This is a genomic window from Ohtaekwangia sp. (genome assembly GCF_036786105.1).
Classification (GTDB): Bacteria; Bacteroidota; Bacteroidia; order Cytophagales; family Cyclobacteriaceae; genus Ohtaekwangia.
The window spans coordinates 100,869-122,021 of the sequence record NZ_DAIQRQ010000010.1; the positions used below are offsets into that span (position 1 = coordinate 100,869).

The window sequence follows — 21,153 nt, forward strand, 5'->3', positions numbered from 1 at the left end:
CTTTAGTATAACTCAGATGCGGATATATATCTTGCGCTTGTCGAGCCACCAGCCTGCCAGCCAGCACATGAGCATAAACCAGATGCCGGTAAGTAACGATCCGAAAGGACCGGGGGCAACCTGTTGAAAAATAGCTTTACTGATCCACTCAAATACCGATTGCCCCGATGGAAGTTTAATGGTTACCAGAACAACGTAGGCCAGCTCCGAAAGCAGATATACAAACAGGGAGTTCTTTCCAAATACGTTGAAGAAATATACTCCTGCGGTTTGCTTTTGTATCTCTATAAAATAGATTAACACAGCAAGCATCAGCACATCAATGCCAATGGTATAAAGAACGAACGGGCTTGTCCATAATTTTTTGGAAATAGGGAATACAAGGTTCCACCACAGGGCCAGGGAAATGAATATTACGCCAGCAATCATCAACCGCGTGAGACATTCGTATGTCTTCCCTTTCTGCTGAATAAATATACCGGCTATATATCCCCCCAGTACATTGACGATGGCTGGTAAGGTGCTGAGTATGCCTTCCGGGTCGAACGGTATAGCGTCTTTCTTATAAATATGGTTTTCTCCCAGCAGAAATACATCCAGTCTCGTAATGGCATTACCACCCATAGTCAATTCTTCGCCGGGTGTTCCGAACAGGTATAGCAATGCCCAGTATAGTAAGAGTATACCGGCTGAAATCCATAAAACTGCATTTCGCGAGAGGTATTGTACCAATAGTGCAGCACAGCAATAGGCTAACGCAATGCGTTGCAATACACCCATTACCCGGGTGCTGCTAAACGGTTTTGCCACCCATGAACCATCGGCCTGCTGTGCTGCAAACGGAAACCAATACATGAGGTAGCCAATCAGGAACACCAGTGCCGTGCGCTTGAATATTCTGAGCAGGAATGTTTGAGATGAAATAAGCTCCGGCTGACGAATAGAGAAGCTCATGGCATTTCCCACCGCGAACAGAAACGAAGGAAATACGAGATCGGCCAAGGTAAACCCAAACCACCGGGCATGCACCAGGTAAGGATATAGCGCAGCGCCTTTACCAGGAGAGTTAACGATAATCATTAAACATATAGTAATGCCGCGAAAAACGTCAAGCGACAGAAATCGTTCTTTGCCCTGCAACGCTGCCGGTGACTGTATCGGTTGAATTTGTTTTTCCATGATCTTATTTCATCGTACTATACGATGCCTCGATTGCAGCGCGATATTGTTGATATAGTTGCTGCACAACGTCTATTGAATTACCGGTGGTCTGTTCAGGAAAATGGGTGTGCGCTGTAACCCATTGCCATTCCCATGCTTTGATGCCTTCATCAAAACGTTGTTGATCGAAAGGCTGCCGCTGCCGTGCGGCTATTATTCTTTGCTGAAAAAATTGCTGCCACCGAGGCTTATAAAAATCGCTCAGCAGTCCGCTCCACTGACGACAGGAGTATTCGTGAAGTCTGTTACCGGCACCACCCCAGAGCGTAATCAGATTACGTGCATTCTGTTCATACAAATCTTTTTCTTCCTTGGTAATGCCGCAACGCCTTGCATCTTCGAGCCATTTACCAAGAAGAAAATCTTTACGCGTGGCGAGCAGGCGATCAAGGTCATCGATCAGTTGAATAAATTTTTCCGTTTCGCGCGCAAAGCCAATGGTATCTTTACGGATATATAGTTCTGCGATGGATTGATGCAGCGGCAATGCATAGTTGGCAAGCACCTGCCGCGTAACATCTACCAGGTCATATTGAAATCCATCGTAATCTTTGCAGGCCGGTATAGCCTGCATCAATTCGTCCCACGCCGGAAGCAACGATTCCGCAGGGTAATTTAAAGTGGTTTTCGCCCATCGCCTTCCGGATTCAAAGGTTGGTCGTGCAGCGATAATAGATTCGGCGCCATCGCGTATATCTTTGCCATTATATACTGTGGTTCGCAATATTTGCCAGGCTTTCAGTGCATGCGCATCTTTGCTGCCATAGCGATTCAATATATACTCTGGCAACCAGGCATCAAGTACTATATCCTGATCGCGCCAGGTGTGATCGGTCATCAGTTCGTACAGCACCGGGTTTTGTTCGATACCTTCCATGGTAAGTCCAATGCCCTTCATTTGTCCCGAGGCAGAATCATGTAACGCCTGCGATGGTCCTTTGGCTACACCTTCTATGCGACCAAACATGCTGATGTTGCCGCCAAAGTTGTGCAGCATGTTCCAGATCCACGGTTTGCCATAAAATGCTTCAGTACGTTTCCATACAGGTTCAATCTCTGTGGCAAGATCGAGCAACAGCATGTGATCGTTCGGTACGGCATCGAGCAAAGCTTTTATCTGCGGACCTTTCCAGAACTTTCGGTCGCTATAAAACAGCCATCCTTGCATTACCCAGGTAGCATCGGGGTCTGCACTGCGCATGCCTTCATATACTTTTTTGCTGAGCGATGCGAGGTAATCCGGATCATCGGAAGGAGGCTCGTTCTCATTAAATGTATCCGCAGAGTATAGATGGCTGTTGCCATAGTACTTCGTTTGTGTTTCGAGAAATTTTTTGCCGAGTGTGGCAAACATCGGATCTTCCGTATCCAATATATAGGTGTCGTCAAAGTCATTTCCCCAATTGGTCTTCTTCAGTTTAGACGTTGGGTATAATTTTGTGAAGGCTGCCGGCACGTGCCCGGTAAAAGCAGGCAGCACGGGTTTCATGCCGAGGGCTCTTTCACGCGCCACAATCTGTTGCTGCAGATCACGATGACTTTCCATCCAGTGTTGTGGAAGCGGTCCGCCCCACGCATCGAGGTTACCCATCCAGAACCAGGCGAAATAGGAGGGACCGCAGAAAAATGTTTTCAGGTCTTCTTCCGTGAAGCCAAGCGATCGGTATACTTCGTGCCAGATATACTCTTGCCCGGTAATCGCCAGCGGCAGGTTGATGCCATGCAGTGCCATCCAGTCAATTTCTTTTTCCCAGCGAGCCCAGTCCCACCAGCTCATGCTATAATTGAAGGTACAGTAGTTAAGATAGTAGCGATAGGTATAGGGCGATGTTCTGCGAATCTTTGCCGGCACTGCCGGAAGCTTCTGGCTCAGCTTCAGGTTCGTGCCATTCCAGGTGATCTGGCAATGGGTGTATTCTTTCAGGTAATAATACAGTGCAGAGGCAATGGCAACGCCATTATTTCCCCGCAGTATAATTGTATTTTTCCGGCTCTCAATTTCAAAAACGTCCGCTGGAGCAGAGGTACTCAGCGCTTCTGCACGAAAATGCGAGGCATGTTGGGGAATAACGCGTTTGATCAGCGCTTCCGCAGATTTCAGGTCAACCTGTGCTTTCCCGGTTACACAGGGGAACAACAGGAGAAACAAGTACCATCGTTTATTTTTCATCACGGTTAATCGATTCTTTGTAGAGTATTTTTCCGGTAGCATCAATGAAGGTGATCAGCATGGTTTTTTCTTTTGCTGATATGGCCATAAAGCCACACGTACTTTTGGCAAATTTTACAAGGGGATCTTTTGCGCGTACAGGGGTATATTCTGCCCCTCCACCGGAAACCAGTTGGTGAACAGAACTCTTCCCGTTTTGTAAACTCTGCAGACTGTGGTCGTGCCCTGCAAAGTATATTTGTACATGATGCTTTTCGAGCAGAGGTATAAGTTTGGTTTGCAGCGATGCTTCACCGCCATGATCGCCAGCAGAGTAAGCCGGATGATGGCCTACTACAACTTTCCATTTTTCTTTCGAAGCTGCCAGCACACTGTCCATCCACTGTAATTGACGGAGCGTATCCTGTTTAAGAATATTCTTGTTCCGGTTGCCCTCATAATAATCGGGAATAAATGGATTGGTGTCTATGAATACGAACCGTATATCATTCCAGGCGATGGTATAATACTGCGCCGGCATTTTCCACCGCTGGCTTTTTTTGCTGTAGTCAATTTGTGCCTGAAGGTTGCCTTCATAGTCGTGATTACCCAGTGTATTGAACCAGGGTATCTGCAACGAATGGCTCCGGTATATATTTTCAAAAGAGCTTATCCATTGATAATCGTCTGTACTTGCTACGCCGCAGCAATAGAAGTTATCGCCGGTAGAAATAATAAATCTTGCGTTTATCTGATTGGCTGCAATGCCCATCCAATCGGCAACATCCTGCTGGCAACCCTGACCATTGCGGCCCCAATCGCCCAATACAAGAAAGGGAAGTGCGCCTTCTTCTTTCAAAAGGCCTTCTACCGTTTTACCGGTAAGGTGTTTTTCAACCCGTTGCGCGTAGCTGTGGACATAAGAAGATATAAAGAGTAAACAAACAAGTGAAATGTGTAGATGAGACCGATGTTTCATGATGCATGAAAGATAGGGAACAGCCTGTACAGTAGCGTATGCGTTGTTAAAAAAAAGGGGACATGGCTCAAACGCCACGTCCCCCGCAACCAATCAAATTCTATTGATAGCCCTCATTTTGTTGTAATTGCGTATTGAGTCTGCGCGCAATAGTAGGAATCGGGAAAAGACGTTTGTGCGGATCAGCATCTGTCTTGAAGCCCCAACTTTGCTCATAGGTTCCAAAGCGAATCATGTCATTTCTGTGCCATGCTTCCCACGCAAATTCGCGGGCACGTTCTTCATAAATAAACTGCAAATCAACACTGCCCAGATCGCCACTGGTAGTGCGGTTGGCGCGTAGTTGATTGACCAGTGTAAGTGCCTGATCGCCCAACGTAGGTGTACCGCCACGAAGTATAGCTTCCGCTTTCATCAATATAATATCAGCGTAACGGAATACCGGAACATCGTTGTTTTGATTGCGGCTGGTGGAGGTTGCATCCGGATAAAATTTGATGTTGCGATAGCCCATGTTCCAGGCAATTTCATCGTTGCCCAGATCGAAGTTGTTGGGATCGTATCGGAGAATAATAGCAGGTGTGAGGTTTACCTGATAGGTATAAGAACCTGATGGATTACCACCGTTATAGGTGTAATCATATCCCTGGTTGGTCGTAGTTACGGTTACGGGGGTAACACCATCGTTCATGTATTGCAAGCCGGTGAGCCATTGCTGATTGCGGATATCGTTCGCATCATCTTCAAAGTATGCATAAAACTCCGGCAGTGTACTCTCCGGTGCGCTGGGTGTGAACGGCAGATTGAATTTGGCTTTCAGCGAACGCGGTACATCGTAACGTGCGTGATACATATATCCGTTGGTTCCGCTGGATGCAGAAGCCGTTGGATCGTACGGAATAGCAAAAATAAACTCCGGTGTGGCCGGGCCATTGTCCGGGTAAAACATTTTGAGATATGTACTTCTCGGGGCCAGCGAAAATTTACCGGAAGAGATCAGGTAATCACACGCGGCTATACAGTCGTTGTTGCGTTCAGTGCCGGTATATATCGATGCATTGAGATACATTTTGGCGAGCAGTGCATACGCAGCATATTTGGTCATCAATCCATAGGTAGTGTTTCCTGTAGCGCTGCTTAAATTTGGTATAGCTGCTTTTACTTCTGATTCAATAAAGTTGAATACTTGTGCACGCGATATAGTCGGGTGTTGTGTGAAATCTCCATACACCGTGTCCAGCGGAACGTTGCCATACAGATCCATCATCATAAAGTAAGCAAATGCACGTACCATCCTAAGCTCAGCCATATCATTCTTCTTGGAGTAATAGGTGTCAGGCTCGGATGTTTTCAATATCGATATAGCCTGGTTGGTAGTACCAATTACGCGTGATAGCCAGCTCCAGCAACCGTTTGTCCAGCCATGATCTTTTGTCCAGCTGTGATAATGCAGCATCATGTAGTTCTGGTTGTCGTACCAGTTGCCTCCGCGTGCAGGAAGTATAGCTTCGTCTGTACTCAGACTTTGCATAAACCAGTAATCCAGGGAATAATTACCGCGCAGGGCCGCATAGGCCGTTCCTTTTACCGCTACAAATTGCAGCGAGTCTTTCGGGAATACATCCGGTGTTAATTCTGTGGTGGCAGGTTCGTCCAGGTCATGGCAGGCGATCAATCCCGCAGCCATACAGAAGATGAATATATAGGGTATGAAATGTTTCATGCGTTGAAATGATTTTACTTCGTTTAACACGGGCATTAGAAGGAAACGTTTAGACCAAGCAGGAATGTGCGTGTTTTCGGATAGAAGTTATTCGAGTCTACGCCCAGTGCTGTACCACCCTGATTGATCTCCGGATCGATACCTTTGTATTTGGTGATTACAAAAGCATTGTTCACCGAAGTATAAATGCGGAGCGACTTAATATAATTATTGGTGATCTTGAAATTATAGGCCAGCGTTGCGTTGTCAAGACGCACATAACTTCCGTTTTCGATAAAGCGCGATGAGTATATATAGGCTTTGGAGTTCGCCTGCGTTTCGCCTGATACTTCCTGCAACACGTTGGTATATTGTGCTGTGGTGGGCCTGAAAAGGTCGGCCCGCGTTACGTTGAATATTTTATTGCCAAATACACCACGGAAAAATACATTCAGGGTAAAGTTCCTGTAGGTAAACGTGTTTGTCCAACCCATCAGCAACTTGGGCTGTGGACTTCCCACATAGTGATAGTTATCGGTAGCTATGCTGGTAGTCAGGTTTCCATTTTTGTCTACGTATTGCGATACACCATTCTCGTCTTTACCGGCATACTGTTGCGTAAAGAATTGTCCGAGCGGCTTGCCTGTCTTTAGTATCTGTAAGGTACCACCCGTTTGTCCTGCACCATCCGGTTGCGAGTACCGAACCGAGTCGCCACCGGTGAACAATGGATTTGATAAGCTTGTAATCGTGTTAACGTTGTGCGCCAGGTTTAATCCGGTATTCCAGGCAAAGTCTCCCGCTTTTAAAGGAGAAGCGTTCAGTGATAATTCAATACCTTTATTGTTGATGCTTCCGCCATTAGCCACGATCGAACCTGCCGGCACCAGTATGGGATCAACGGTATACGAATAGATCATACCTGTTGTATTCTTATTATACCACTCAATGGTACCGTTTAGCTTGTTACCGAGAAGACCAAAGTCAAGACCCACGTTGGTGGTCGCTGTTTTCTCCCAGCGCAAGTCAGGATTCGAAGCTTGTGTGGGGCCATAGGCTGCAAATTGTTTGCCGTTGTAGTAAAATGTACCCTGGCTTCCCATGATAAATTGGGATGTATAGGCATTGAAGCCTGATGAGTTGCCGGTTACACCATAACTGCCTCGTATTTTCAGATCGGTAAATATACCTTGCGTATTCATGAAATTCTCTTCGATGAGGCGCCACGCTACACCTACAGATGGGAAGTAACCCCACTGGTGATTCGTACCAAATACAGAACTGCCATCTCTGCGAATCGATCCCTGGAAGAGGTATTTATCTTTATAGTTATAATTTACACGGAAGAAATCAGAGATCAGTTTAGTCTTGTAGTACGTAAGATCATTACCAAAGTTTATCCGGTAAGAAGATACAGCATACGGATTGCTGAGTGCGAAGTTGGAATAACCAATGTTGTCTACCGCGAAGTTCGTACTGGTTACCTGGAAACCATCGCCTACTTCACTGCCCTGATAAGAATAACCAAGCACGGCATTGAAGTCGTGATCGCCTATTGTTTTATTCCAGGTGAAAAACGTTTCCAGTATTTTTCGGGTGGTTTGATATGTGTTGCGCAGTGCAGTACCGTTCGTTCCAAAATTTAGCAGTGTATGCGTGAGAGGCGGTTCAGGATTGTTGTAAAAATTTACACCTCCATATACACTTGAATAATAACTGTCGTATGCTTCTCCGTGCAGCGAGTTTTCATTCTGGTAAGAGAGATTAATATCGTATGTAAGGCTAAATGGTAATTTTACCTGCGTGTTGAAACCGCCCACCAACGTGGTATATTTCGTTTCATCTTTCGCATGGTCGATCATTGCCATCGGGTTGAAATAAGAACCGGTGGAGAGGTTTTCAAAATAGTTGCCACTGGCATCGCGTACTGGTGATACCGGCAGGCGATAGATCATTTGTTGCAATACATTGTTACGCAACGGAGTATTGGAAGCATTGTTTGTGGAATAGTTCAGGTTAACACCAAACTTTACTTTGTCATTAAATGCATATTGATCCATGGCAAGACGTGCAATCACGCGGCTTAGCGAGCTCTTGGGAAGTATACCATCTTTGTAAGAATAGTTTACACTTGCACTATAGGTGTTGTGCTCGGTGCCACCACTGAAGGAGATGTTGTGATTGTGCGATACTGCCGATTTTTTCTCAACTGTTTTCTGCCAGTCAGTGTTGGCTCCGAGATCATCGTTTGGTGACAATGCCAGACCAGCACCAGAAAGAAAACTTCTGAGTTGATTGGCGTCCATCATCTTTAACCGATGCGATACTTTCTCAACGCCAACATAACTGCTATAGGTTACCTGCGTCTGTCCTTTTTTTCCGCGCTTCGTTGTGATCATAATCACACCGTTGGAAGCCCGGTTACCATAGATAGCCGTAGCCGATGCATCTTTGAGTATGTCAATAGCAGCTATATCATCAGGTGCTACAATGGATATATCGGCACCGATAATTCCATCAATAACATAAAGCGGTGTTTGAGAACTGTTCAGCGTAGAGGCACCACGAATAATGACAGCAGCCTTTACGTTAGGATCGCCGCTGGCAGAGATGTTTACGCCCGGTATCTTGCCCTGCAGAAGTTGTGCTACATCGGTAATGGCACCTTTGTTCATATCTTCCGGCTTTACATTGGTAATGGCGCTGGCAAGGTTCTTCTTCGATTGTGTACCATATCCCACCACAACTACTTCACCCAACGTTGCAATATCTTCCTTGAGCAGCACATCAACAGTCGTTCGGCCCGCTAAGGATACTTCTTCGGGAACGAACCCGACAAAGGAAAAGATCAGCGTAGGGTTGGCACCTTCTACCGAAATAATATACTCTCCGTTTACATCTGTAGAGGTACCGGTTGTTGTTCCTTTCACAATTACCGATACACCGGGCAGCGGTCCCTCACTTGATGTAACCTTGCCTTTTACCTGCCGGGAATCCTGTGCCAGCACCCATGTGTGCGGCAACCCGGCCAACAGAAACAGGAGGATCATCCATCTGTAGTATTTTTTCATAAGCATTATTAGGTTTTGTATAGGTTGAATTTTTTTTCGGGTTATAATGAAGAGTTGCTGCCTGCATCAGCCTCTTTGTTGCAATGCGTTATGTATATACTAAAGAGGTGTCCATTTTACCGGTAGCGCTTTTTTCTGTTAACGAAGTGTTATACATTTCATCCGAATTGTACCACTGCGGTTATTACAGATTTAAATGAAAATATTGATCATATAAAAAATATTCACCGAACGGATATATTCAGGGGATGAAGCGATGGATTTACTCTCTGAAAGAATCACCGCAATTTGTGTTGCGGTGGTTACGCAACGGGGAGTAAGCATTTATAGGTATATATGCAGGATGCCAGTGTGAAAAGATTGTTAACGATATTACTTTTTCTTTTGCTGTTGCAGGTTATGCATGCGCAGGATTTGCATTTTGATCGCATGAGTATTGCCGAAGGACTTTCGAGCAATTCGGTATATAATATTTTCCAGGATAGCCATGGTATGATCTGGCTGGGTACGCTGGACGGCCTTAACCGGTTTGATGGTTATGATATTCACGTTTACAAGCATGATAAACTCAAAACAAACAGTCTGTCGAACAACCGGATCACCCATATACTGGAAGATACTGTACACCAACTCTGGTTGTATGACGAGTTTAGCAGTATACTGAATCGCTATGATCCCCGTAGTGGGGCGTTTTTTACATATTACCTCGATAAAATATCCGGTCACGAATTGGAGATACCGGATACCATCTGTATAAATCGCCATGGGCTATATATAGTGTCGGAGCTGGGCTATCGTGTACAATACAATGCTGCAAAAGATACCTTTGAAGTACTGAATAAAATTGATACCGCTCTTTTGAACCGGCAAAAGCGCGAAGCAAATAAAGGCCTGCTCACGGCCTTTGACCAATACCTGCAGGAGTTGAACAGTAATTATACTTCCAGCAACATTCGCATTCGCAAAATCCTCCGCGACTCTGATGGACGCTATTGGATTGCTACGCGCTTTGAAGGGCTATTTACAGCCATAGTACAGAAAGGTCGCTATATATTTACCAGCCATCTTCGCGAGCAGGATAAATACAAACATATCAATAGTGAAGAGATCTATGATGTGTTTGAAGATCGTTCGAACGTGATCTGGATTGGCACCAAGAACAGCGGTGTCTATACGTACTCGAAGTTTCGCTATAAATTTGGTAATATCCATGATGTGCAGATACAGCAAAAACCATTTGCGATGGGAACCATACGCGCTATACTGGAAGATAGCAAGGGTAGGATATGGGCAGGTACTAACGAACAGGGCTTGCTGAAGATTGAGAAAGATCATGTTACGGCTACACTCTATAAACCCGCCCCTGAAAACGCAAACAGCCTGGGACATCGCTTCGTGCGGGCCTTATGGACGGATGCTGCTGATAAATTATGGGTGGGGCATTATACCGGATTCAGTATTTACCGTGAGCATTCCGATGATTTTGAACAGCATAAACCACTTGGTATACCGTCTGAAAAAATGCGGGTATATTCTTTTAAAGGCGGAGCCAACAATACGGTGTGGATGGCCGGATGGGATGTGGTATTGAACCTCGATCCCGCCACAAACCAATATACTGTATACTCGCGCGATTCCTCCCACGTAACCAGCTTTGATATTGAGAATGTACGTGAACTGCTGCTGGATGACGATCGCGATTTGTGGCTTGCAGTAGGAGAGAAGGGAATGACTGTGTATAATAAGGCCAGCGGAAGTTTTACTACAATTCGCTCCGAGCCGGGCGTTGCCAACAGCTTACCATCCAACAATATATTTGATGTCATGCGCGATAGTAACGATCGCATCTGGCTGGCTACATCTGATGGTTTATGTGAATTTGATCCTGCAAAAAAATCATTTACAAACTACACGGTTAATGAAGGATTACCGGGCAACCTGGTGTATGGTATATTGGAAGACCGACATGGTTTTTTATGGCTCAGCACAACCAAGGGTATAGCGCGTTTTGATCCAAAACGGAAAATATTCCGCAACTACGATGAGAGTGATGGGCTTCAAAGTAATGAATTTACCGAGAATGCTTTTTTTCAGAATAAAGATGGTGTCATGATGTTTGGCGGTATCAATGGTATTACGTGGTTCCATCCCGATTTTGTTCCGGATAATACAATCGTGCCGGAAGTAGCCATCACGCACATGAAGGTTTTTGACAAGCCGCTTTCTGAGGTTGAAACATTTGATATGAATGAACTCGATCAGCGGTTAATAAACCAGGAAGAGATTACGCTAACCTCCGAGCAGCGCTCAATGTCATTTGAATTTGTGGCACTGCATTTTGTTAACCCGAAAAAGAACCGGTATGCCTATATGCTGGAAGGTTTTGACCATGACTGGATATACCGGAATGCCAATGTACGCTTCGCCAATTATACCAACCTGGAGCCGGGCACTTATTACTTTAAGGTAAAAGCATCCAACAGCGATGGTATATGGAATCCTCACCCGGTGCGACTCAGGATCACTATCAAGCCGCCCTTTCATGCTACCTGGTGGTTTCGTTGTGCCTCGGCATTCTGCGTACTGTTAACCGGTATCTGGCTGTATCGCAAGCGCATTGAAACCGTGCGAAAGGAACAAAGCCTGAAATCCATTCAGCTTGAAACCGAGCTGGCGTTTCTCAAGAGCCAGGTAAATCCACACTTTCTATTCAATACCCTTAACAATATATATGCCCTGTGCCAGGTAAACTCAAAGAACGCGGCACCTATGGTTGGAAAAATATCAGAGATGATGCGCTACATGATCTACGATTGTACAGCCGACCGCGTGCCGCTGCAAAAGGAAATTGAATACCTGCACAATTATATAGACCTGAACCAATTGAAGAGTGCGCGCAAACTGAATACTGAATTTACTATTGAAGGTAATCCGGATGGCTTGCGCATTGTTCCGCTGCTGTTGATCAATTTCCTGGAGAACAGTTTTAAGCATGGTGATATATATTTCAATGGCGAAGGGTTTATACAGATGCGTGTGCACATAGAAGGGCAGGAGCTGACCTTTTCGATCAGTAACTCATTTCGCGAAAAAACGACCCTCAACGATACAAATGCCGGCATTGGATTGAAAAACGTAAAACACAGGCTTAACCTGCTATATGCGGGGCGGCATACATTACGCCTCGGGAAAAATACACGTATATTTGAAGTGGAACTTAAACTCAAACTGGATTGACGATTATCAAGTGTCTTATTATTGACGATGAATTTCTGGCGCGCCAATTACTGGAGGGCTATATCCGGAAAGTTCCCTTTCTTGAACTTGTAGGCCAATGCGAAAGTGCTTTTGAGGCCATGAAATTGCTACAGGAAGAAAAGATAGACCTGATGTTTCTGGATGTAAACATGCCGGAGCTGAGCGGTATAAATTTTATTCGCACCCTTAAACACAAACCGGAGATTATCATCACCACAGCGTATTCGGAACATGCTTTGGAGGGATATGAGCTGGATGTGATTGAATACCTGTTAAAGCCTATATATTTTGAGCGTTTCATGCTGGCGGTGAATAAAGTGCGCGATATGATCGGACTGAAGATGCGGGCGCGTGGCATAGAACGCAAAGACGAAAATGCAGAGCTTCCCCGCATGGCGAAGGAAGATGATTTCCTGTTCATTAAAACGGGATCGCAGATGATTGTAAAGGTTTATCTCCGGGATATACTATATATAGAAAGCCTGCATGAATACGTGCGCATCTGGCTGGAAGCAGAGAGCTACACGATTTATCACTCTCTGAAAAGCCTGCTGGAGATTTTACCGTGCGACCAATTTATACAAGTGCACCGTTCCAGCATTGTAAACTTCAATAAGATCGAAGCCATAGAGGGAAACTGTGTTCGCATAAACGGGCAGAGCATTGGCATCGGCAAAAACTACCGCGATGAGTTTTTGAATCGTGTAAAAAGCAAAAGCATTGGTGCTATAAAGAGTGCTTCTAAAAATAGTGACGAACAAACCGGTATATCTTCGGCAGATTGAGTTTCCCGATGCAGTTAAATAATTCCCCGGTACAGTAACACGTTTCCATCTGTGCGGTCCAGGTGTTTCACCTACTGATTCGTATATACAAAACTACGCTTCGGGGTTGCTTAACCACGCTTTGGCACTCGCTTCATCGCTAAAATAATGCCGGCGGATTTTTTTTACAGCATCACTGGTATGCACGCGTTCCATGGAATATCTTCCCAAAACATCTTCCGGAACAACGAAGGCAATTTGGCGGACACCTGCCAGCAGAAGTTTGCCGTACCAGATATTGCGGAGATATTCTTCCGAGTCAGCAGCGTATCTCCTGATGTGCTGAAGATTAACGATACACTTTGTTAATTTGTAAAACTGAATCATTTTATGAGCATACTCTGCCACAGTAGCCACATCCTCATAGCTAAGAAATCCATCACACTTGAGTTCAACAAGTCGCAGTTCCGGAACATATAGAACCCTTGCATTTTTGGTGACAAGATTTTTCATTACTTCCTGGTGATGTGTTGTTACAAACCGTTTGCCTGGTTTCCTCTTTTACCTTTTGCGTATGCCGAGGGCAGAACGTGATATACTTCTTTAAAGTAGCGGGTGAAATACTTTGGATTATTAAATCCTACTTTATATGCAACCTCAGAAACTGTCAGCTGACTCTTTTCCAGTAATTGTGCTGCGTGCTGCAGTCGTATAGTACGTATCACTTCCAATGGCGATTTGCCAGTAAGCATTTGAACTTTTCTGAAAAATTGTGAGCGACCTATTCCGAGTTCGCGACTTATGTCAATCACCGATAGCTCGCTATTGTCAATGTTTTGTTCAATGGTTGAAATAAATCTGCGGAGAAATTGTTCATCAAGCGATGTGATCTGGATATCGCTTGCTTTAATACTACCTTTTTTTGAAAATAGTGTGTTCAGCTCCTGCCGCAGCGAAATCAGATTCCTTATCCTGGATTCTAATATCTGAACGCTGAAAGGCTTGGGGATATAGTCATCCGCGCCAACTTCAAAACCTTCAAGCCGTTGCTCTTCTCCTGATCGGGCAGTTAGTAAAATTACCGGAATGTGAGATATTCGTTGATCCGACTTTATCTTCTTGCAAAATTCCAGTCCATTCATTCCGGGCATCATAATGTCAGATACAATAAGGTCCGGGTATAGCAATAATGTTTTTTCCCATCCTTCGTCACCCGTAGAAGCTTCAACAATGGAATAGGATGCTTTCAGATTATCCTTTAAATAGAAACGAAAATCTTCGCTGTCTTCTACCAACAGTATAACAGGCTTGTTCTGCGATGAAGGTTCGATTGAATCTACTGCATCGGCAGGTGTTGAAATAACAGGGGCATTTACGGTTTCGTGTACACCGCATACTAATTTCTTCAGCGGCAATACTACAATAAAGCAGCTGCCTTTTTCAACTTCACTTTCAACATAAATGTTTCCGCCATGTATACGAACAAATTCTTTTGTTATCGCCAGGCCTATTCCGCTTCCCTGATTCATAATGGAGTTGGGTAAGTCATTTTGAAAAAAACGCTCGAATATTAATTCGTGTTTCTCACGCGGTATTCCAATTCCTGAATCTTTGACTCTGATCTCAACCAGGTTGTTTTCATCGGAATCTTTTACCTGTACAGTTACCGAAATGTTACCATTACTCATCGTGAACTTGAAAGCATTGGAAAGCAGATTAAATAGTATTTTTTCCACTTTGTCATGATCGAAAATTGCTTCGAGTGACGATATGTTTGAATCAAATGTTAACCTGATATCTTTCTTTTCAGAGAGGTCAGAAAATGAGTAAACGGTTTCCCTGACAAATTTGATTATATCTCCTTCTGATGGCCTGAATTTGATATCGTGAACCTCCATTTTTCTAAAGTCAAGAAGTTGGTTCACCAGGTTTAGTAACCTTTTTGCGTTCCTTTGAATAAGATCGAGTTGCTTACGATGTTCCGGGTCAGCTGCCTGTTCACGGAGTTTTTCCAGGGGAGAAATGATCAGTGAAAGCGGAGTTCTGAATTCATGGCTGACATTTGTAAAGAACCTTGTTTTCATCCGGTCTAATTCCAGCGCTCTTGCGGTCTCTTCATGCTGTTGCCGGATGGCGAACTTCAACCTTTCTCTCTGTTGAACCAGTTTGCGCGACAGTAAAAGAATTGAAAATAAAATGGTCAGATAAATAATATATGCTGTTTCGGATTTCCACCACGGAGGAAGTACTTTGATATGAAGTGACGCTCCCGTGTTATTCCAGATATTATCGTTATTTGATGCAATGACATGAAATATATATTCACCCGGATCGAGATTCGTAAAAGTAACAATCCTGTCTTTTGTATCTACGTTCAGCCAATGGTCGTTAAATCCTTCAAGCTTGTATTTATACTTATTCTTGGCCGATTGAATAAAATTGAGCGCTGCAAACTGAATAGAGAACACGTTGTTACTGGCATTTAATACAATAGGAGGATTGGTGGTAATTGCTGAAGTTAATGTAAACTTATCGGCTTTATTATAACCAGGACGAACGCTTTGATCAAATAATTTAAAGTCAGTAAAAACCACAGGAGGCGCGTTGTTGTTATAGCCTATATTGTCTGGTCTGAAGATGTTAAAACCATTGATGCCACCAAATACCAGTTCTCCGCTTTTGGTTTTCAATGCTGCATCTTCGTTGAACTGTTTACCTTGTAAACCATCTATATCCGAATAATTCTTGAAATCTAGTCTTGGGCTTTCTTCTTTTGAATCGATGGTGGCACATGATAACCCGTTGGGTGTACCAATCCAGAATCTTCCTGTGTTGTCTTCAACAATGGATAGTATAACATTATGTGGCAGCCCATCCTTTTCGGTAAAATTAGTGAACGTGTTACTTTTACGTTGCCATAAACTAAGCCCACCCCGTGAGCCGATCCATATTCTTCCTTTCGAATCTTTGAGTGCACAGGTTATAGCATTGTTAGGGATGGTTGAAGGGTTATTTTTGTCTTGTTCAAAATGAACAATCTTTTTAGTGGCCCGCATAAGCACATCGATGCCAAGCGAAGTTCCAAACCACATATTGCCTTCCGTGTCTTCTATAATGGTAGAAACATAGGTTGAGCGGAGTGCAATCCGATCGGGATTCAGATATTCTTTAAATGTTTTTGTCTTCCGGTCAAAAATATTCAGACCGCCATTCAGCGTGCCAATCCAAAGTTGCTCTTCCGAGTCTTCAAAAATTTCCCATACGCTATTGTCTGAAATACTTTTCGCGTTAGAAGGATCGTATAAATACTTTGTAAATTTCTTTCCATCAAAGCTGTTTAATCCACCCAGGTATGTTGCTACCCAAAGCTTGTCTTCGTGGTCCAGGTATAAATCAACTATAAAATTACTGCTCAGGCTTGATGGATTTTCAGGATCATTCTTATATACTGTAAACTTCTTGCTTTGTCTGTCAAAATAAATCAATCCGCCTCCGTTTGTACCCAGCCACAGATTTCCATATTTGTCTTCGGCAAAACATGTTATATCCTCAAAAGGTAATTTAGAGTACCGGTTATAGACCGGGAACCTCATGGTATTTTCATGGTAAAAGTTTAATCCTCTCTTGAAAGTGCCAACCCAGATTACGCCCTCATTATCTTTGATCATGGTAGTCACTGAATTTTGACTTAGCGTTCTGTCGTTCTCCGGTACATGCGAAAGATTCTTTACCGACAGGTCTTTCTTGTTCAGAACATCTATTCCATTGTTTCCATGTGAAAGCCAAATGTTGCCGCGGTTATCCTGAACAATGGCAGAGATCAGGTCGGAGCTTAATTGTACAGGATGAGAATCCTTCCCCAGGTGGTAAACCTTGTTTTCATCTGTATCCAGGTAAAAGGCACCAAGGTTTGTGCTGGTCGTATAAAACCACAGTTCTTTATCGTTATCCAGCATCAACTCGCAATTGTGAAACCGGTCTTTATGCGGGAAGTTGGCGCGCAAGGCTGTTATGCGTTTTATCACTGCCATGCGCTGGCCCCGCCACACTATATTTTCGATCACTCCATTGGCATGTGCAATCCAGTAACTGTCATCGCTCTGCACAACAAGCGAGGTAATATTATTGCTTGCAATTGTTGTGGAGTCGTTGTCGGAATGCCTGATAGCGATTGCTTTCCCCGTTTTTTCATTATAATAAATTATTCCGCTATCCCTTAACAGAAACCAGTAGTTACCGGCAGTGTCGTGCACAACATTGGTTAGTCTCCAGGGTTCGGCAATAGAAAAGTGTTGGAGAAATCTAAGGTCGGTTGAAAATTTTTCCGTTGCCGGATCATATGTGCAAAGGCCAGTAGACGTGCCAACGCCCATTTTGCCACCCGGTATGTCGAAGAGCTTGTCAATGTTATCATCAAAAAGAGAAGAAGAGTCTGATGGTTGGTTTCGAAACACAGTGGCAGTATAACCATCAAAGCGGTTTAGTCCCGACTCGGTGCCAATCCACACAAAGCCAGTCTTGTCTTTGTAGATACATTTCACATAATTATGCGACAGCCCCTGTTGTACATCGACATGTATAAACCGATAATCCTGGGCAAAGCAACCGATAGTCAGCATGTATAAAAAAAATGCTGTTACATGCCAGATACTACGCTTTTGGTTTGACGGTACCATGGAGTGCTGGATTTGAACAGAAGCTATAATTTCAAACGATATGATACTGATGTTTTGAAATATACCGGCTCACCGAATGTATACCGCTTATATACAGCGGTCCGGTGTTCCAATCTTCCGTTGGTTGTTATTGTGTTTGTATTTTAAAAACTGTAGCAATGTTATTTGGCAGAGCTTTTATTTTTTCTATTGTCAGCCCATTCGAAGTTTGTTTCCACAAAAGCTTCTCTGCACTTCCCAACATTTCAATTCGCCTGATCCTGATTTTTCCTTTGCCAAGCGACTTGATAAAAATTTTATCAGATGGAGCCCCCATCACGGAAGCATAAAGAATATTTCCTTTCCTGGTGAATCGAACATCATTTGGAGTGTATTTGAGATTTCCCTCATTAAAACCTTGTTCTTTCACAGGGTTAGAAGCTTCCGCCGATGGACCTTCGCCAAATATATCCCACGGACGTGTATCGAAAATGCTTTCGCCGTTCACAGTCATCCATGCAGCTATATCTTCCAGTATAGCTACTTCTTTTTCATCTATTGTTCCATCGCCGCGAACCGGTATATTCAGAAGCAGGTTGCCATTTTTACTCACTATATCGATCAGCATGCGTATTACATCGGCTGCTGATTTATACTCGTTTTTTTCGTAAACCGATCGTCTGTAATGCCACTGGCCAATGCAGCTGCATGTTTGCCATGCAAGCGGTTGTATTTGCTCAGGTGCACCGCGCTCTATATCCCACACCAAACACTTTTTTTGCTCGTCATTCAATATTTTCCCAAACAGCACTGCATTAAGCTGATCATTATGAGTTGCCAGGTTATGATTGTAATAGTAGGCTGCTATCTGTAGCCCTACATCACTTACCGGGTAGAGGGGAAGAACCGTGTCATCAAAATATAGCAAGTCCGGATTAAATCGGTCGATCAGATCAATAACCCTGTTGTAAAATTTAGTACAGTATTCAGGTGATGGAACAGATATGCCCTGGCCCCAGTCCCATTGCCAGCCTACACTTAAAGCATGGTTTTGCGCGTAGAGTTCTTGCGGATCGAGCCCTTCCCACCAGGTGCCCTTGCCATCCTCCCTGGTAAGTTTACCATCGTAGGGAACTCCTTTGAACGGACCGTTTTTATCAGAACCTTGCGATGGTTCATACCACATCCAGGCGTGTGAAGCATGTATACTTAACCCGAACGGAAGATTATTGTTTTTAGCAGCCCGCGCCCATCCGGCAATAATATCTTTCTTCGGTCCAACGCGCACAGAATTCCATGACTGATATTTACTGTCCCACAAGTCTAAATTATCATGATGGTTGGCCATGGCAAAGAAGTATTGTGCACCTGTGCGTTTGTAAAGTGCTACCAGCTTTTCAGGATCCCAGTTTTCCGCTTTCCAGTCGTTGATCACTTCTTTGAAACCAGCTTTGGAAGGATGCCCATAATTGGCAACGTGCCATTTATACTGATCGCTGCCCTCTTCATACATACCCCTTGCATACCAGTCGCCTTGTTCTGGCTGGCATTGCGGCCCCCAGTGTGCCCATATTCCAAACTTGGCGTTACGAAACCATTCGGGCACCCGGTATTCCCTTAGCGATTGCCACGTGGCATCAAATTTATGATCTGTAGCTTGTGCAGCTAAAACCGGCTTGTTGGTTTGACAAAAACATACGTGCTGAAACCCAAGCATTATGGTTACACAAAGCAGTAGAGAATTAGCTTTCATATATATACTTTTAATCATTGACCATTATTTATTTCAACAAACTCAGGCTCGTAAGGAGCGAGAACAAAATTACCGGTGTAGTCTCTGTCATGCAAAAGGCTGCGTGATTTACTTTTCACAGGAATCTCTTTTGCCTCACCGGTTACGTTTAAATACAGAACGTGATTTTTGTCAATCTGCCGTGCCATTACACCGCCAGGAACAGTTGGACCTTTTTTTATAGACAACTCGTTTATCAGCTCCTCAACCAGCGGGTTCAGCAAATTTATTTTGGCCGGAAGGCCTATATATATAGCGTTCCCCTTTCCATATTTATGAGAGGTGATAATCGGGTAGTCTTTATCTGCGCTGGTAATGCTGCCAATAACATCTGCGCCTTTCGTCTCTATAACATCGAATCTTGCAGATTCAATAACAATGGGTGTTCCTTTATAGGTAACTTCCATCTGCTTGCCTTTAAATGATTTTCGTGATATTTCATTAAGTGTTTCAGTTTCTTCAAATCCTCCAACACGTATTCCGAATACATCATTTAAATATCCGGGTCTGGTTGAAGAAAATACCTGCCCGGTCTCATCTACTATGGCCGAGTTACTGGTCATCACAATGGTTCCTCCGTTCTTTACAAATTCGCGTATTCTGGTGGCAGTGGCCTCTTCCATTACCGCTACGCCCGGAATGAAAAGTACTTTATATTTCAGAGGGCTTTTCGCTATTTCTACTATACGCGCATCCATGTTTCTATAATACATGGCATCAAAACAAGTTTGAAGCTGCTGCTGATGTTGCTCCGGAAAATAACTACTTGCAATCTGGCTGGGAAATGAAAACGCCAATGCTATTTCAGCTTGTTGTTTATAAGGAAAGTACTTTTCAATCTTCTTAAATTCGGTTGCAATTTTTTTATACTCATCGTACTTCCTGTTCGGTATACCGTCCCAGTCGAGCATACCCTGCAGATATTGTTCTTCACCTGCCTGCATGCTTTGCCAGGTCCAGCCGCAAATCATCTGATTGCCATACATAAGTGTGGCATAGGCTGACTTTCGAATTGAGTTAGGAACAGCAGTCATGGTTGTAAATTCACTACACCAAAATGGATTTGTACTTTCAAATTGTATGCGGGCTATGCCAAACAGAGCATCGATAAGACCCCAATTGGAAGTTAGTGATACTCCCGGATAAAAGCCACATCCTTCCCGCGTCATTTTTCCTGAATATGCAACCTGCGTATAATCAAAATATTTTGATGAGCTATAGTACCATGCATTTGTATTTAGCAATGCGCGTGGTGCATTCGTGTTTACTTTATCCATAACCTTGAAGAGAAGCTGGTTGATCTCGTCTGAAACAAAACGCCTGAAGTCGAGCATTCTTTCGGGTGCACCATTAATTGAGCCCGATACGGGGAATCCAATTTCTTCAAATTGCCCTATTCTGCGCGACCAGCGCTGTGTAGCCCATGCGTTATTCAGATGATCGATCGTTGAGTATTTTTTTCTCAGCCATTTGATATACCGTTGCCTTGCCGTTTCTGAATATGATATTCTGCCATCGCCGGATTCATTGTCTATACCGAACGCGAGCAATGCCGGATGACC

11 protein-coding genes are annotated in these 21,153 nt (G+C 44.0%); 2 read left to right on the top strand and 9 right to left on the bottom strand.

What is annotated here, in order from left to right; translation table 11 throughout:
* Positions 1–12: 12 nt before the first annotated feature.
* The 5 genes from V7Q33_RS07335 to V7Q33_RS07355 form a co-directional block, all read right to left on the bottom strand.
* Positions 13–1,179, bottom strand: a complete 1,167-nt coding sequence (locus V7Q33_RS07335; RefSeq protein ID WP_333819414.1) for an acyltransferase family protein — start codon at positions 1,177–1,179, stop codon at positions 13–15.
* Positions 1,180–1,183: 4 nt separating this feature from the next.
* Positions 1,184–3,391, bottom strand: a complete 2,208-nt coding sequence (locus tag V7Q33_RS07340; protein ID WP_333819415.1) for an alpha-N-acetylglucosaminidase — start codon at positions 3,389–3,391, stop codon at positions 1,184–1,186.
* Entirely contained in the window at positions 3,381–4,349 is a 969-nt protein-coding gene (locus V7Q33_RS07345; RefSeq protein ID WP_333819416.1) for a purple acid phosphatase family protein, read from the bottom strand. The genes V7Q33_RS07340 and V7Q33_RS07345 overlap by 11 nt, the downstream gene beginning before the upstream one ends.
* Positions 4,350–4,449: 100 nt before the next feature.
* The gene (locus V7Q33_RS07350; protein ID WP_333819417.1) at positions 4,450–6,072 is read right to left on the bottom strand and encodes a RagB/SusD family nutrient uptake outer membrane protein; all 1,623 of its coding nucleotides are present in this window, start codon (positions 6,070–6,072) and stop codon (positions 4,450–4,452) included.
* Positions 6,073–6,107: 35 nt separating this feature from the next.
* Complete coding sequence (locus tag V7Q33_RS07355; protein WP_333819418.1) at positions 6,108–9,122, bottom strand: SusC/RagA family TonB-linked outer membrane protein; 3,015 nt, start codon at positions 9,120–9,122, stop codon at positions 6,108–6,110.
* Between the two features lie 351 nt (positions 9,123–9,473).
* Here V7Q33_RS07355 and V7Q33_RS07360 point away from each other — a divergent pair, with 351 nt between their 5' ends.
* Positions 9,474–12,359 carry a ligand-binding sensor domain-containing protein gene (locus tag V7Q33_RS07360; RefSeq protein ID WP_333819419.1) on the top strand — a complete coding sequence of 962 codons (2,886 nt, stop codon included), beginning with the start codon at positions 9,474–9,476 and terminating at the stop codon, positions 12,357–12,359.
* On the top strand, positions 12,356–13,165 hold the full coding sequence (locus V7Q33_RS07365) for a LytR/AlgR family response regulator transcription factor (protein ID WP_333819420.1): 810 nt from the start codon (positions 12,356–12,358) through the stop codon (positions 13,163–13,165). The genes V7Q33_RS07360 and V7Q33_RS07365 overlap by 4 nt, the downstream gene beginning before the upstream one ends.
* A 93-nt stretch (positions 13,166–13,258) precedes the next feature.
* Here V7Q33_RS07365 and V7Q33_RS07370 read toward each other — a convergent pair whose 3' ends face one another.
* From V7Q33_RS07370 to V7Q33_RS07385, 4 genes are all read right to left on the bottom strand, one after another.
* A complete protein-coding gene (locus V7Q33_RS07370) occupies positions 13,259–13,657 on the bottom strand; it encodes a hypothetical protein (protein WP_331981302.1) in 399 nt (132 codons plus the stop codon).
* 20 nt (positions 13,658–13,677) lie between these two features.
* Entirely contained in the window at positions 13,678–17,763 is a 4,086-nt protein-coding gene (locus tag V7Q33_RS07375; RefSeq protein WP_333819421.1) for a hybrid sensor histidine kinase/response regulator transcription factor, read from the bottom strand.
* Between the two features lie 184 nt (positions 17,764–17,947).
* Positions 17,948–19,552 (bottom strand): alpha-L-fucosidase, encoded by a 1,605-nt coding sequence (locus tag V7Q33_RS07380; RefSeq protein WP_333819422.1) that lies wholly within the window; start codon positions 19,550–19,552, stop codon positions 17,948–17,950.
* Between the two features lie 14 nt (positions 19,553–19,566).
* On the bottom strand, positions 19,567–21,153 hold a 1,587-nt coding region (locus V7Q33_RS07385), incomplete at its 5' end, for a beta-galactosidase (protein WP_333819423.1).

Excerpts from the sequence above, each read along its gene's own strand:
- V7Q33_RS07335 (WP_333819414.1), bottom strand. The coding sequence starts at position 1,179 with ATGGAAAAACAAATTCAACCGATACAGTCACCGGCAGCGTTGCAGGGC.
- V7Q33_RS07340 (WP_333819415.1), bottom strand. The coding sequence starts at position 3,391 with ATGAAAAATAAACGATGGTACTTGTTTCTCCTGTTGTTCCCCTGTGTA.
- V7Q33_RS07345 (WP_333819416.1), bottom strand. The coding sequence starts at position 4,349 with ATGAAACATCGGTCTCATCTACACATTTCACTTGTTTGTTTACTCTTT.
- V7Q33_RS07350 (WP_333819417.1), bottom strand. The coding sequence starts at position 6,072 with ATGAAACATTTCATACCCTATATATTCATCTTCTGTATGGCTGCGGGA.
- V7Q33_RS07355 (WP_333819418.1), bottom strand. The coding sequence starts at position 9,122 with ATGAAAAAATACTACAGATGGATGATCCTCCTGTTTCTGTTGGCCGGG.
- V7Q33_RS07370 (WP_331981302.1), bottom strand. The coding sequence starts at position 13,657 with ATGAAAAATCTTGTCACCAAAAATGCAAGGGTTCTATATGTTCCGGAA.
- V7Q33_RS07375 (WP_333819421.1), bottom strand. The coding sequence starts at position 17,763 with ATGCTGACTATCGGTTGCTTTGCCCAGGATTATCGGTTTATACATGTC.
- V7Q33_RS07380 (WP_333819422.1), bottom strand. The coding sequence starts at position 19,552 with ATGAAAGCTAATTCTCTACTGCTTTGTGTAACCATAATGCTTGGGTTT.